Below are 12,791 nucleotides of genomic sequence, written 5' to 3'. Positions count from 1 at the left end.
CACGGCCGAGACCTTCCAGAGACGGAGAGACATTCCATGAACTCGATCGAGATTGGCGCAAACACTTTTTCTTATGACGAGATCGGCTCCGGCGATGTCATCCTGCTGCTGTCGGGCTGGTGCCAGGACCATCGGCTGTTCAAGACGCTCGCGCCCGAGCTTGCCAAAACGAACCGCGTCATTCGTCTCGACTGGCGCGGCCACGGCGACCATCGTGAACATGACGGCGACTTCACCTGCAGCGACCAGGCATCGGACGTCGTTGCCTTTCTCGAGAGGATGAACATCGAGCGGGTTCTGCCAGTTTCCACCTCGCATGGCGGTTGGGCCAATATCGAGGTGACGGATCGGCTGGGTACGCGGCGCATTCCGCGCTCGGTCGTCATAGACTGGATTCAGACGACTCCGAACGAGGATTTCTTCCGTATGATCGACCACATCCAGGACCGCACCAACTGGGAGAACGGCCGTGGCGATTTCTTCAACTACTGGATCGGCGACACCAAGAACCAGGATATCGTCAATCACGTCAAGAACGAGATGGCGAACTACAGCTTCGAGATGTGGGCGCGCTCGGGTCGCGAGATCGCCAGCGCCTATCGCAAGTGGGGCAACCCGATGCTGCGCATGGCCGCGTTGAAGGAGACGCGCCCGATCACCCATATTTATTCCCAGCCTTTTGAACCCGAATACACGCAGGCCCAACTCGACTTTGCGTCGAAAAACCATTGGTACAAACCGACCAAGCTGCCGGGCGAGACGCACTTCCCGACATTGGAGCAGCCGAGGGCCGTTGCGGACGCTATCCGTAGCTTTATCGGCTGAGTGAAGGTGGACCGGCGCAGGGGCGTCGTCGGCTAACCGGCGCTTTATGCGAGGCGCCGTATAGCCGACGACGTTCCCTTGCCGCATGATCAGTGCGGATGGAATACTATCTCGCGACCTGGCCTCCCGACAGCTCCCGCATTTGCGGTTCCATGAAATCGGCCGGCCGCAGGCCCGAGATTCCGATAGCCGGCTCGGATTCGGCTGCGGTCATGAACCATCCGATATTTGCGGGCGCCTCGTCCGTCTGGCGCAGTTTGCGCGGATTGGCGGCGTTCAGAGGTGTATTGATGATTGAAAACGATCACCCATATCGCCGCTGCATGGCATGGCGCGAATATTTCCCGGAATAAAAGGCGCTTTGCTCCTTTGTCCCCGGCGCTGCGTCGGAAGTGGCAATTGCCGAATTGCAAGCTTTCCGTCTTGACAAGATCGAAAAAGATCATAAAAAGATCGCATTCGATCACATCTTGGGCTGGAGGAGGCCTCCCGATGAGCGAGATCTTGTCCGAAAACGAATTCAAGTCCGCAGCCGTCCGTCAGGCCCGGCTGCTCGACCATCTGCGCGAAGAGGTCTTCGCCGATGCGCAGAAGCTGAAGGATGTGCTGGGCGTATCGATCGCCACCGTCAGGCGCGACCTCAACGAACTGGAGACACGCGGGCTGCTGAAGCGCATGCATGGCGGCGCGGCCCTCATCAATCAGACAACCCGCGACTACACCACCCCCGTTCGTGAAGTGACCAATGCCGAGGAGAAGGCTCGCATCGGTGCGGCCGCCGCCGAGCTTATCGTCGAGGGCGATGCCGTCATGATCGACAGCGGGACGACATCCCTGCAGGCTGCCAAACGCCTCGCCGGGCGCCAATCTCTGACGTTCGTCACGAACGGAACCGACACACTTGCCCAGTTGGTCGCGGGTGGGGCCCGCAGCCTCCATTTCATCGGCGGCGAATATATCGACCTCAATCATTCGCTGGGCGGCCCGATGGCCGTCGACGCGGTGCGGCGTTTCAGCGTCGACAGAGCAATTCTCAGCGTTACGGCCGTCGATCTCGACCGCGGCCTCATCGCTACCCTGAACCCGCAGATCGGCGCTGTGCAGCAAGCCATGATCGAAGTGGCAAGGACCGTTATCGTCGTTGCCGATCACTCCAAATTCCAGCGCAGCGCCCTTTCGGTCATCGCGCCGCTGCGCGACATCGATCACATCGTCACCAATGAAGAGACACGTCCTCTTACGCGCTCGCTGCCGGGTGATCTGCGTTCAAAATTCATCTTTGTCTGACCGTGCGGTCAGTTTTGCCCGACGGGAGGAAAGTCTTGGTAGGAATATCAGTCAATAATCTGGTGAAGCATTGGGGCGATTTCAAAGCCGTCGACGATGTGAGCTTTCAAACGGAGAAGGCTAAATTCGTCGCGCTTCTCGGCCCCTCCGGCTGCGGCAAGTCGACGACGCTCAGGCTCATTGCCGGCCTCGACAGCGTCACGTCGGGCAGCATCGCCATTGCGGATCGCGACGTGACGGACCTTGCGCCCGCAAAGCGCAACCTCTCCATGGTCTTTCAGTCCTACGCGCTGTTTCCGCATCTCAACGTCGCCGACAATATCCTGTTCGGCCTGTCCGTGCGCGGCGTGTCGAAGGCTCAGCAGCAGGAGCGTCTCAGGCGGATCGTCGATCTTCTCGGTCTCGGGCATCTTCTCGACCGCCGGCCGGGCCAGATGTCGGGCGGTCAGCAGCAGCGCGTCGCCCTCGGGCGCGCCCTGATTTCCGAAACCCCGGTCTGCCTGCTCGACGAGCCGCTTTCCAACCTCGATGCCAAGCTGCGAGCCGGCATGCGCAGCGAAATCCGGGCCCTTCAGAAGCGGCTCGGCATCACGATGCTGTATGTGACGCATGATCAGACGGAAGCCATGAGCATGGCGGATCGTGTCATCCTGCTCAACAAGGGGCGTGTCGAGCATGCCGGCCCCCCGGCGGAGCTTTACGAAAAGCCGGCTTCCGTCTTCGTCGCGCAGTTCATCGGCACGCCGCCCATGAACATTCTCGATATGGCGGCGGGGGCGAACGGTTCGGTCATTGCCGGCGGTTCGCGGCCCCTGACGCACGCAGCTGCGGACGGTTTGCGCTTCGGGATACGGCCGGAGCATCTGCGTCTGGTGGACAAGGGCGAGCCGGCGACGGTGCTGTCCAGCGAATATTTCGGCGCGGATACCATCCTTGTCTGCCGTATCGGCAGCCAGACGCTCCAGGTGCGAGTGACCGGCAGGCCGGGCCTTCAGGAAGGGGCCGTGGTGGAACTCGGCTGGGATGCGAACGCCATGCATTTCTTTGACAAATCAAGCGGGCTGAGGCGCGAAGACGTTGCCCCCGCAAGCAGCTTTTAGTGGAGGATGGAAATGATACTTCTCAGCAAACGAAATGCCCTCAAGCTGGCGGCTGCCGGGCTTTCCTATCTCGCTCTCGGTGCTGGAATCGCGCTGGCGCAGACAAAACTCGATTTCTATTATCCGGTCCAGGTCGGCGGTCCCGTCACCAAGATCATCGACGGCTATGTGCAGAAGTTCATGGCTGAAAACCCGGATATCGTCGTAGCGCCCATCTATGCCGGCAACTACAACGACACGACCACCAAGGCGCTGACCGCCGCCAAGGCCGGCACGCCGCCGGCGGTTGCCGTGCTGCTTGCCACCGACGTCTTCACCCTCATCGACGAAGACGTCATCGAGCCGATCGACGATCTGGTCAAAACCGACGACGACAAAGCCTGGGTGAAAGGCTTCATGCCCGCGTTTCTGAAGAGCGCCCAGACCGAGGGGCATCTCTGGTCGATACCGTTCCAGCGCTCCACGGCCGTCATGTACTACAACAAGCAGGCCTTCAAGGACGCCGGGCTCGATCCGGAGAAATACCCCGCCACCTGGGAAGACATGGTCGCTGCGGGCAAGGCCGTCACGACGAAGGATTCGTCCGGTCAGGTCAGCCGCTGGGGCGTCGGCATTGCCGGCAACATCGGTTCCGCGCAGTGGCTGTTCGGTGCCCTCGTCGCCGAAAACGGCGCCAAGCTCGTCAATGACGAGGGGACGGAAACCTATCTGACGGATCCGAAGGTCGTTGAAGCGCTGCAGTTCTGGGTCGACCTGTCGAAGAAGGATGCCATCCATCCTCCGGGCATCTTCGAATGGGGGACTGCTCCTGCCGATTTCCTCGCTGGTCGCGTGGCCATGATCTGGCATACGACCGGCAATCTCACCAATATCCGCAAGAACGCCACCTTCGATTTCGGCGTCGCTCCTTTCCCGGGTCATCCGACCCCGGCCTCGGTGCTGGGTGGCGGCAACCTCTACATCTTCAAGGACGCATCCGACGAACAAAAGGCAGCCGCGTTCAAATTGGTCAAGTTCCTGACCTCGGACGAGATTCTCGCCGATTGGGCTGTCCAGACGGGCTATGTCGCTCCAAGGGATGGCTCGTGGGCAACCGACACGATGAAGAAGTACGTTGCCGAGACGCCGCAGGCTCTGGTCGCGCTCAAGCAGATCCCGGCCTCCGTGCCGGAGTTCTCCACACATGAGAATGCGCGGACGACCAAGATCCTGGATGATGCGCTGGCCGCCGCATTGACCGGCAGCAAGACGCCGGAAGCCGCAATGGCCGACGCTCAGAAGGAAATCGACCTCATCCTCAAACCCTATCGCTGATCCGCGGAGACGACACGCGGCTATCGCGCCGCGTGCCGTCCTCCTTCAGCTATGGCGAAGACAAGGCCGACAGGATTCACGATGAATAAATCTCGCAATGTCCTCTTTGGGAGCTTGCTGCTGTTGCCGGCCGCGGTTCTTCTGTGGGTGTTTACCTACCAGCCGATTTTGGCGACGCTCTATCATAGCTTCTTTTCGACACCGAAAGGCAGGCGGGCCGCCGTCTTCGTCGGAACCGATCAGTATGCGCGGATGTTCCAGGACCCGGTATTCTGGCAGGCCCTGCTGAACAATCTCATCTACGCAGCGGTAACGATCCCCGTGTCGATGGCGCTGGCGCTTGCCATGGCTCTCTTCGTCAACAGCCGCATAGCCGGCCAGGGCGCTGTCCGGATGGCGTACTTCACGCCGACGGTGCTCCCCATGGTCGCCGTCGCCAATATCTGGCTGTTCTTTTATGCGCCGGGCTATGGACCGATCGACCAGCTGCTCGGCTTTTTCGGCTTCGGTCATAACAATCTGCTGGGCATGCCGGGCACCGCCCTGTGGGCGTTGATCGTCATCACGATCTGGAAGGAGGCTGGCTTCTTCATGATCTTCTACCTGGCGGCTCTGCAGCAGATATCGCCGACGCTTATCGAGGCGGCCCGGTTGGAAGGCGCATCGGCAACGCAGATCTTCCGCCGCGTGACCGTGCCTCTGATCATGCCGACAACGCTCTTCGTGCTCGTCAACGCGATGATCGGTGCATTCCGTCTGGTCGATCATGTGATTGCCCTCACCAAGGGCGGCCCGGACAATTCGACGACGCTGCTCCTCTATTACATCTACGAAGTCGGGTTCCAGTACTGGGATACGGGTTATGCGGCTGCGCTCACGGCGTTCCTGCTTCTCCTTCTTGCGATTATCGCGCTCTTCCAATTCGGCTATCTCGACAAGAAGGTTCATTATCGATGAACGACACCACACCCACCCGCGCTTCCCATGTGACGACGTTCGGCGCCTGGCTGCTTGCCATCGTCTGGATATCTCCGATGATATTCGCGCTTTGGGCAGCCTTTCACCCCTCCACAGGCTCCAGCAGCTTCGATCTGACCGCGCCGTTGACCTTGGACAACTTCAGTCAGGTCCTCTCCGCCGCGCCGTTTCCGCGCTATTTCCTGAATACGTTTCTGCTCGTGACGCTCATTCTCGCCTGCCAGATCGTGGTGTGCACGTTAGCGGCCTACGCGTTCGTGTGTTTTCCGTTCCGTGGGTCGGGCGTGCTGTTCATGCTGGTGCTGATCCAGCTTATGATCATGCCCGAGATCCTTCTGGTTGAAAATTATCGTACGCTCGCAAGCCTTGGCCTGCGGGACACCATTCTCGGCATGGGCATGCCCTATCTTGCATCCGCATTTGGCATCTTCCTGTTTCGGCAGACGTTCAAGAGCGTGCCGAAAGAACTGGAAGAAGCCGCGAGGCTTGAAGGCGCCAATGCGTTGCAGGTGCTGTTGCGCGTCTTCGTGCCGCTTGCCAAGCCCACCTATGTCGCCTTTGGCCTGGTGACGGTCAGCTATCACTGGAACAACTTCCTTTGGCCTCTCGTGGTGACGAATTCAGTGGAAACGCGGCCGATCACCGTCGGCTTGCAGGTCTTCGCAACGGTCGAACAGGGCGTGGACTGGAGCCGTGTGAGCGCCGCCACCCTGCTTTCCGTGGCGCCGCTTCTGGTCGCCTTCATCATCTTCCAAAGGCAGTTCGTCCAGAGCTTCATGCGGGCCGGCATCCGTTGAGCAGAGGTGGCGAGGCCGCAGAAAGAGATCTACATCATGCTGATAGCTCACATTTCCGATTTCCACGTCTTCTCCAGCCAGCCTGAAACCCGTCAGGTCAGGCTGGATATAGCCGACGTCGCGCGCCGTGTGGTCCAGGACCTCGCAAACTTCACGCCCGCGCTCGATGCAATCGCTTTTACCGGAGATCTGACGGATGGCGGCTCGCAGGAAGACTACGCGCTGTTGAAGGAGATATTGTCGCCGCTACAGGTTCCAGTCTTCATGGTGCCCGGCAATCACGACAAGCGCCGGACGCTGCGCGCAGCCTTCGCCGACACGCTTCCGTTCGAAGACGGGCCGTTTCTCAACTACGAGACGCGGGCCGGAGGTCTCAGGGTGCTGGCGCTCGACACGCTGATCGAGGGGCGGGGCGAGGGCGCTCTCGCGCCGGAAAGTCTTGCCTGGCTCGCCGGACGGCTCACGCCGGCCATGCCCGAGCCGACGCTCGTCCTGCTCCATCATCCGCCATTCCCGTCGGGCATGGCATCGCTCGACAATGCCGCGCTCACGGAAGGGTGCGACGCGTTGGCCGCGATGGTGCGGGAATATCCCGGACGGCTGATCATCCTGGCCGGTCATATCCACCGGCCCTACCAGTCGATCTGGAATGGTGCCTATTGCGCGGTCGGCGGCAGTCCGGCCTTCCAGGTCGCACTTGACCTGGAAGCGGATCGCCATGAGCCCCCCTGCATATCCCAACCCTATGCCTACTACGTCTATCGCATCGACCGAGAGGGCGAGTTCGCCGTTCACACCCGTTTTGTCTCTCTTGATCGCTAAAGGATTGAAGCATTGAATAAAGACTATGAACGCGTAAAAACGATTGCCATCGAGGCGGGTGAAGTCGCGATGGGGCATTTCATGGGCCTGTCGTCGCTCGACGTGGAAGCCAAGGGGCCGCTCGATCTCGTCACTGCCGCGGATCGGGACGTCGAGCGCTTCATTTGCGATCAATTGTCCGCGGCTTTTCCGGAAGACGGCATATTCGGGGAGGAAGGCAGCACGATCGAGAGCAAGTCCGGTCGCGTGTGGGTGATCGACCCGATCGACGGAACGTTCAACTTCGTGCGCGGCAGCGATGGCTGGGGTATATCGATCGGTCTCCTTGAGCAGGGCGTCCCGACATTCGGTGTGGTGAACACGCCGGTAAGACGCGAGCTCTTCGCCGGCGGACAGGGGCATCCGCCATCCCTGAACGACAACGTTTTGCCCGCGCTGCGCCCGTTCAACCGCGGCTGCGCCGCCGTCGGCCTCGGCATTCATCCCAAGGTTCCGACCGAAGAAGGGCTGGATCTGCTGCGACAGGTCACAAGCGACCTCAAGATCGCCTTCCGCGTCACGGGCTCATCCGTCATTTCCCTGATCGACATCGCCAAGGGCGCTGTCGACGGCTACATCGGCCGCGGAATTCCGAGCTGGGATATTCTCGGCATGCTTCCCTGCCTTCAGCAGCTCGGTATCGAGACCACCATCGACTGGCAGGCGGAAGGTCTTGCAACGGAGCTTGACTTCGTTTGCGGGACACCGGAGATCATAGCCATGACAAAGATGCTGGGCTGAGGCGCGGACCGGGGGCGTTTTTCCCTCCGCGACACAAGGCCCGCTCATGAATGACAATATCCCGCGTCCTCTCTCCATCGCAGGAAGGATAGCGCCATAGAGGAAGCAACATGACCTCCACGATCGTCATGATAAATCTGTTCGGCGCGGTTGCCCTGCTGTTGTTCGGGCTTGCCCAGGTCAAGGAGGGAGCGTCGCGGGCGTTCGGAGCAAAGCTGCGGACCGGGCTTGCCACGGGAACGAGAAGCGGCCTGCGCTCCTTCATATCGGGCTTCGTGGCGACGGTCGCCCTGCAAAGTTCGACGGCCACCGCCTTGATGGTATCCTCTTTCGTGGAACGGCAACTGATCGAGCCGCGCATGGCGCAGATCGTATTGCTCGGCGCCAATGTCGGAACAGCCGTAACCGCCTGGATCGTCGCCACCGGCATCGATTGGCTGTCGCCGCTGGTGATCCTGATCGGCATCGTGCTCTACCGGAGTGGGTCGACCAATCGGCAGGGCGGCGGTCTCGCGCTGATCGGCATCGGCTTGATGCTGCTTTCGCTGCATCTGCTGAGCAGCGCAACCGAGCCGATGCGACAGTCGCCGGCGCTGGCCGCCTTCATCGGCCTGCTGGACAATGCATGGCCGGTGGCGCTGGCTTTGGCTGCGATGGTCGCCTTCGTCTCCTCATCTAGTCTGGCTGCCGTGGTCCTGATCCTGTCGGTATCCTCAACCGGCATTCTTTCCAACGGTCTGGTCATCGTGCTGGTGCTGGGCGCCAATCTCGGCGGTGCTATTCCGCCCGTGATTGCGTCGCTGCGCGGTGCACCCTCCGCCAAGCGGGTAACGCTCGGCAACCTCATCGTCCGCGCGATCGGCTGCGCGATCGCGCTGCCGCTTGCCGGTTTCGGTGGCGAGTTGCTGGAGATGTTGCCTCTCGGTCCCGCCAAATTGCCGGTCGATGCCCATCTCGGCTTCAATCTCATCCTTGCCATTCTCGCATGGCCCTTCTCCCGGCCGCTGGCGCGGCTCATGCGCCGATTGGTGCCCGACGAGGCTCAGCCGGACAATGCCCCGAAATATCTTGATCAACGCGAGCTTTCGACGCCGGTGGTAGCGCTCGCCAGCGCGACGCGCGAGACGCTCGGCGTGGGGGATCTCATCGAGCGCATGTTGATCCGTGTTTCGGACGCTTTCGAGCGGAGCGATCTGTCGAAGCTTGCGGAGATCGGCGGTCTCGAGCAGCGGGTGGACGTCCTTCAGAGAGAAGTGAAGGTCTATCTGTCCAAACTCGGCCGCCAGGGGCTGAGCCAGGACAATGCCAACCGCTCGATCGTCATAATCGACTATGCCATCAATCTCGAACATATCGGCGACATCATCGAAAAGGGCCTCGTGCCCCAGGTTGCCAAGAAGGTTACGCAGGGCCTCAAGTTTTCCGACGATGGCTATGACGAACTCGCCAAGCTCTTTCATCTCACGATCGACAATCTGCGCATGGCGCAGACCATATTCGTCACGCGGGATTTCAATCTCGCCAAGCAGATGATGGAGGTGAAGGTCGAGGTGCGGCACATGGAGAAGCAATCTTCGGGGCGCCATCTCGAGCGCCTGCGCGACGGCCGGGTCGAAAGCCTGCAAACGAGCTCGCTGCATCTCGACATATTGCGCGATCTCAAGCGCATCAACGCCCATATCGTATCAGTCGCTCATCCGATCCTCGACGAAAGCGGTCTGTTGATCGAAAGCAGGTTGCGTTCTCCCTAAGAGCCATTTGTTTTCACGCAGTTCCGAACGGAAACCGCTGCGCATTTTTCCTGGAATCGCTCTTAGCTGCAAAACCCGACGTCAACGCTGACCTTTCGGATCATCTCGATGACCTGGCTCAATGCCCGCACGACCGCTCCCTTGTTCGTCGCGACGAACACTTCCTGCATGGGAAGTCGCGTTCGCGTCTTGAGCACCGTCAGCGACCCGCGACGCAGTTGCTCCTGAAGCAACCTTGGGGGCAGGATGCTGATTCCCGTACCGGCCTCCACCAGGTTCAGGATCGCACCCAGGCTGTTGCAGACATTCAGGCGCAGGCCGAGATTGCTGTTGCCGCGAAGCGCGTTCGTCGTCAGCGAATGCAGGTTGGATGGCGCCGGCGTCGAGAATATGCGTTGGGAAAGGAGCGCGTCGTCGGAGACCTCATCCATTCCGGGGAACAGCTTCGGGCTTGCGATCCAGCTGACGGATTGCCGGCCGAGCAATTCGAGCGCGACATTCTCATGAGCGGGCGGCGTCGAGACGACGGCGACGTCCAGCAGGCCTTCGGACAAGTCCTTTGCAAGATTGTGGCTGGTGTCCACCGTCGCGGCGATGCGGCTTCCGGCGAACCGCCGGTCGAGCTCGTCGAGCAGCGCGGGAAGGCAAGCGACCGCAAAGCTGTCCATGACCCCGACGCGCAGCGTCGGCAGGCGGGTATTCCGCGTGCGGATATTGGATTCGATATCGCGGGCGATGCCGATCATGGCTTCCGCATAGCCCTTGAGCGCTTCCCCCTCGCTCGTGAGCAGCAGCTGCCGCTTTTGCCGATGGAACAGCGAAACGCCAAGCTGCGTCTCGAGTTCGCGTATGCGATAGGAAACCGTCGGCTGGGTGACATTGAGCTGCTCGGCCGCGGCGTTGAAACTTTTCAGCTGCGACACCCAGTAGAAAGATTCCAGTGCGGACAAGCTCAACATCGGGCGCCTCAAATAGAATTTTTCTATCGATAGCACCAATTATCCTAATTAGATTTTCAATGCGACAGCGAATAGGGTCAAAACATCAGCAAATGCAGCAGGTGTTGAAAAAATGTACAAGACCATTTCGCGCGCCCATATTTTAGAGGATTTGCCCGAGATCGACGAAATCTCTTCGGCCGATCTGCGGGAGAAGGTAATCGATGCCTGGGTCTTCGCGTTGGAACGGTCTTCGTTCGATCGTGTGATCGACATCCCCGGCGAAGGCAGCCCAAATGTCTTTGCGCTGAAACGCGGCATGCAGGATGCCCATCTCCGCGGCGTGACGCGTCTGGCGCTGGCGATCTATGAGGAATTCAAGGCGACCTTTCCGGAAGCCAGGGTCGATCGCGACATCATTCTCGCGGGCGGCCTTTGCCATGATATCGGCAAGACATGGGAGTTCGATCCGGTAAATCTGCAGCGCTGGCGCGAGCGCGGCGACCGCTATGGCGAGCCGTCGTTCCGGCATTCGGCCTACGGCACGCATGTCTGCCTGTCGGTCGGGCTTCCCGAGGAGATCGGCCACATCTGCATGGGCCATTCGTTGGAGGGCGCGCATATTGGTCACAGCACCGAATGCTATATCATTCGTCAGGCCGACCATACGTGGTGGCATGTCTCGGCTGCGCTGGATCTATGCCGCGCGGATACGATTGCATTCGCCGGGCCCAATCTGCGCGTACGGCCGCTCGGCATACAGTGAGCGCGGCGCTCGAACGCCGAGGCAAGGAAGATAGAGGAAGGTTATGCATTACACCTTTCAGTTTGCCCCACTGCTGGCCTACCTGCCGAAGTTCGCAAACGGTCTTTGGCTGACGCTCCTGCTGTCCATGATCGGGATATTCGGAGGCATGGCGCTCGGTATCGCCTGTGCGGTGATCTCGACGCTTCCGTACAGGCTTCCTCGCTTCCTGGTCCGCTGCTACGTCGAAATCATGCGCAACACACCGTTGCTCGTGCAGATTTTCCTGATCTTTTTTGGCCTGCCTAATCTGGGCATCAGGTTGTCGCCGCTGGTATCCGTGTGCATTGCGCTGGTTCTCAACAATGGTGGCTATATCGCCGAAATCGTCAGGGGCGGTATCCAGTCGACCCATCGCAGCCAGCTGGAGGCCGCCGAGAGCCTCGGCATGACCTACGCCCAAACGCTCAGGTTCGTCATATTGCCGCCCGCACTCGAAAAGGTTTTCGCGCCGATCGTGTCGCAATGCGTCCTCTTGATGCTGTCCACGAGCCTGGTCGCGGCGATTGGTGTCGAGGACCTGTCCGGCGCGGCGATGATTGCGAGCTCCGAGACGTTCAGAACCATGGAAACCTACCTGGTGATCGGGGTGATCTATGTGGTGCTGAACTTCGTGTTTCGAGCGCTCCTGAATGTCTGTGGCCTGATCGTTTTCACGCGGTCTCGCCGTCGCCTGCTGGGGAGGGGTTGAAATGCGTTCGTTTGGCACGCCCGAATTTCTGTTCATCTTCTACGCTCTCAGATGGACGCTCTTGCTGACGGCCATCGCCTTCGCGGGCGGCGCAATCGCCGGCATATTGCTTGCCCTGTTGAGGATTTCGAACAGCGCGATGGCGCGCAGCATGGCTCTTGGGTTCATGCAGCTCATCCAGGGCCTGCCGCTGCTCATCCTTCTGTTTCTCTGCTACTACGCTCCATCCTTGTTGGGGCTGGAAGTGAGCGCCATGGTCGCCGCGGCAATCGCATTGACCATCAATTCAGGCGCGTTTCTGGGCGCGATTTGGGAAAGCGCTCTGAAGGCAATCCCCAGGGCACAGTGGGAGAGCGCCGATGCGCTGGCCCTGACGCCTTATAAGACCCTTCGCCATGTGATTGCGCCTCAGGCCGTGAAGCTTGCCTTGCCGTCGACCGTCGGCTTCCTGGTCCAGATCGTCAAGCAGACGTCGCTGGCGTCGATCATCGGCTTCATCGAGATTACGAGGGCAGGGCAGCTGGCCAGCAACGCGACGTTCGAGCCGCTCAAGGCCTTTCTGGTCGTGGCAGGATTTTATCTCATCGTCTGTTTCCCGCTGACACAGCTCAGCCTGTGGATGGAAGCGCGCACCGGGAGAGGGCGGGGTATCTAGCTTTTACACGGCCCGCAGAGGCCGGATTCAACTGGAACACAAAACTGA

Annotated in this window: 13 protein-coding genes; 12 read left to right on the top strand and 1 reads right to left on the bottom strand. The window is 60.3% G+C overall.

Translation table 11 applies throughout. The features are described 5' to 3' along the window. The first annotated feature begins 36 nt into the window (after nucleotides 1–36). The 9 genes from ACJJVH_RS32710 (at nucleotide 37) to ACJJVH_RS32670 (ending at nucleotide 9,654) form a co-directional block, all read left to right on the top strand. Nucleotides 37–825: an alpha/beta fold hydrolase gene (locus ACJJVH_RS32710; RefSeq protein WP_113423473.1), complete on the top strand. Its 789-nt coding sequence runs from the start codon at nucleotides 37–39 to the stop codon at nucleotides 823–825. 492 nt (nucleotides 826–1,317) lie between these two features. After that, entirely contained in the window at nucleotides 1,318–2,112 is a 795-nt protein-coding gene (locus tag ACJJVH_RS32705; protein ID WP_112794757.1) for a DeoR/GlpR family DNA-binding transcription regulator, read from the top strand. A gap of 35 nt (nucleotides 2,113–2,147) precedes the next feature. Continuing rightward, nucleotides 2,148–3,212: an ABC transporter ATP-binding protein gene (locus tag ACJJVH_RS32700; RefSeq protein ID WP_412066524.1), complete on the top strand. Its 1,065-nt coding sequence runs from the start codon at nucleotides 2,148–2,150 to the stop codon at nucleotides 3,210–3,212. Between the two features lie 12 nt (nucleotides 3,213–3,224). Beyond that, on the top strand, nucleotides 3,225–4,526 hold the full coding sequence (locus ACJJVH_RS32695; protein ID WP_113423470.1) for an ABC transporter substrate-binding protein: 1,302 nt from the start codon (nucleotides 3,225–3,227) through the stop codon (nucleotides 4,524–4,526). 81 nt (nucleotides 4,527–4,607) lie between these two features. Then, complete coding sequence (locus ACJJVH_RS32690) at nucleotides 4,608–5,483, top strand: carbohydrate ABC transporter permease (RefSeq protein WP_112794946.1); 876 nt, start codon at nucleotides 4,608–4,610, stop codon at nucleotides 5,481–5,483. Next, a complete protein-coding gene (locus tag ACJJVH_RS32685; RefSeq protein ID WP_112794759.1) occupies nucleotides 5,480–6,301 on the top strand; it encodes a carbohydrate ABC transporter permease in 822 nt (273 codons plus the stop codon). The genes ACJJVH_RS32690 and ACJJVH_RS32685 overlap by 4 nt, the downstream gene beginning before the upstream one ends. A 36-nt stretch (nucleotides 6,302–6,337) precedes the next feature. Continuing rightward, complete coding sequence (locus tag ACJJVH_RS32680; protein ID WP_113423557.1) at nucleotides 6,338–7,123, top strand: metallophosphoesterase; 786 nt, start codon at nucleotides 6,338–6,340, stop codon at nucleotides 7,121–7,123. A gap of 12 nt (nucleotides 7,124–7,135) precedes the next feature. Next, a complete protein-coding gene (locus tag ACJJVH_RS32675; protein WP_113423469.1) occupies nucleotides 7,136–7,903 on the top strand; it encodes an inositol monophosphatase family protein in 768 nt (255 codons plus the stop codon). Between the two features lie 110 nt (nucleotides 7,904–8,013). After that, nucleotides 8,014–9,654, top strand: coding sequence for a Na/Pi cotransporter family protein (locus ACJJVH_RS32670; RefSeq protein WP_113423468.1), 1,641 nt, complete (start codon nucleotides 8,014–8,016; stop codon nucleotides 9,652–9,654). 62 nt (nucleotides 9,655–9,716) lie between these two features. Here ACJJVH_RS32670 and ACJJVH_RS32665 read toward each other — a convergent pair whose 3' ends face one another. Then, nucleotides 9,717–10,613 (bottom strand): LysR family transcriptional regulator, encoded by an 897-nt coding sequence (locus ACJJVH_RS32665; RefSeq protein ID WP_113384627.1) that lies wholly within the window; start codon nucleotides 10,611–10,613, stop codon nucleotides 9,717–9,719. Nucleotides 10,614–10,725: 112 nt separating this feature from the next. Here ACJJVH_RS32665 and ACJJVH_RS32660 point away from each other — a divergent pair, with 112 nt between their 5' ends. Genes ACJJVH_RS32660 through ACJJVH_RS32650 form a run of 3 tightly spaced genes read left to right on the top strand, consistent with a single transcriptional unit; the run spans nucleotide 10,726 to nucleotide 12,743 of the window. Beyond that, complete coding sequence (locus tag ACJJVH_RS32660; RefSeq protein WP_112794762.1) at nucleotides 10,726–11,358, top strand: 3'-5' exoribonuclease YhaM family protein; 633 nt, start codon at nucleotides 10,726–10,728, stop codon at nucleotides 11,356–11,358. 43 nt (nucleotides 11,359–11,401) lie between these two features. Continuing rightward, nucleotides 11,402–12,088, top strand: coding sequence for an amino acid ABC transporter permease (locus ACJJVH_RS32655; RefSeq protein ID WP_113423467.1), 687 nt, complete (start codon nucleotides 11,402–11,404; stop codon nucleotides 12,086–12,088). A 1-nt stretch (nucleotide 12,089) separates the two neighbouring features. Continuing rightward, on the top strand, nucleotides 12,090–12,743 hold the full coding sequence (locus tag ACJJVH_RS32650; protein ID WP_412066523.1) for an amino acid ABC transporter permease: 654 nt from the start codon (nucleotides 12,090–12,092) through the stop codon (nucleotides 12,741–12,743). The last annotated feature ends 48 nt before the right edge of the window (nucleotides 12,744–12,791 follow it).

The organism is Rhizobium sp. SYY.PMSO, assembly GCF_046840415.1.
Taxonomy (GTDB): Bacteria; Pseudomonadota; Alphaproteobacteria; order Rhizobiales; family Rhizobiaceae; genus Rhizobium.
The sequence above is the reverse complement of the archived record's forward strand: the minus strand, read 5'-3'. Positions and strand labels throughout refer to the sequence as shown.

Coding starts and splice junctions, on each gene's coding strand:
- ACJJVH_RS32710 (WP_113423473.1), top strand. CDS start 37: ATGAACTCGATCGAGATTGGCGCAAACACTTTTTCTTATGACGAGATC.
- ACJJVH_RS32705 (WP_112794757.1), top strand. CDS start 1,318: ATGAGCGAGATCTTGTCCGAAAACGAATTCAAGTCCGCAGCCGTCCGT.
- ACJJVH_RS32695 (WP_113423470.1), top strand. CDS start 3,225: ATGATACTTCTCAGCAAACGAAATGCCCTCAAGCTGGCGGCTGCCGGG.
- ACJJVH_RS32690 (WP_112794946.1), top strand. CDS start 4,608: ATGAATAAATCTCGCAATGTCCTCTTTGGGAGCTTGCTGCTGTTGCCG.
- ACJJVH_RS32685 (WP_112794759.1), top strand. CDS start 5,480: ATGAACGACACCACACCCACCCGCGCTTCCCATGTGACGACGTTCGGC.
- ACJJVH_RS32680 (WP_113423557.1), top strand. CDS start 6,338: ATGCTGATAGCTCACATTTCCGATTTCCACGTCTTCTCCAGCCAGCCT.
- ACJJVH_RS32670 (WP_113423468.1), top strand. CDS start 8,014: ATGACCTCCACGATCGTCATGATAAATCTGTTCGGCGCGGTTGCCCTG.
- ACJJVH_RS32665 (WP_113384627.1), bottom strand. CDS start 10,613: ATGTTGAGCTTGTCCGCACTGGAATCTTTCTACTGGGTGTCGCAGCTG.
- ACJJVH_RS32660 (WP_112794762.1), top strand. CDS start 10,726: ATGTACAAGACCATTTCGCGCGCCCATATTTTAGAGGATTTGCCCGAG.
- ACJJVH_RS32655 (WP_113423467.1), top strand. CDS start 11,402: ATGCATTACACCTTTCAGTTTGCCCCACTGCTGGCCTACCTGCCGAAG.
- ACJJVH_RS32650 (WP_412066523.1), top strand. CDS start 12,090: ATGCGTTCGTTTGGCACGCCCGAATTTCTGTTCATCTTCTACGCTCTC.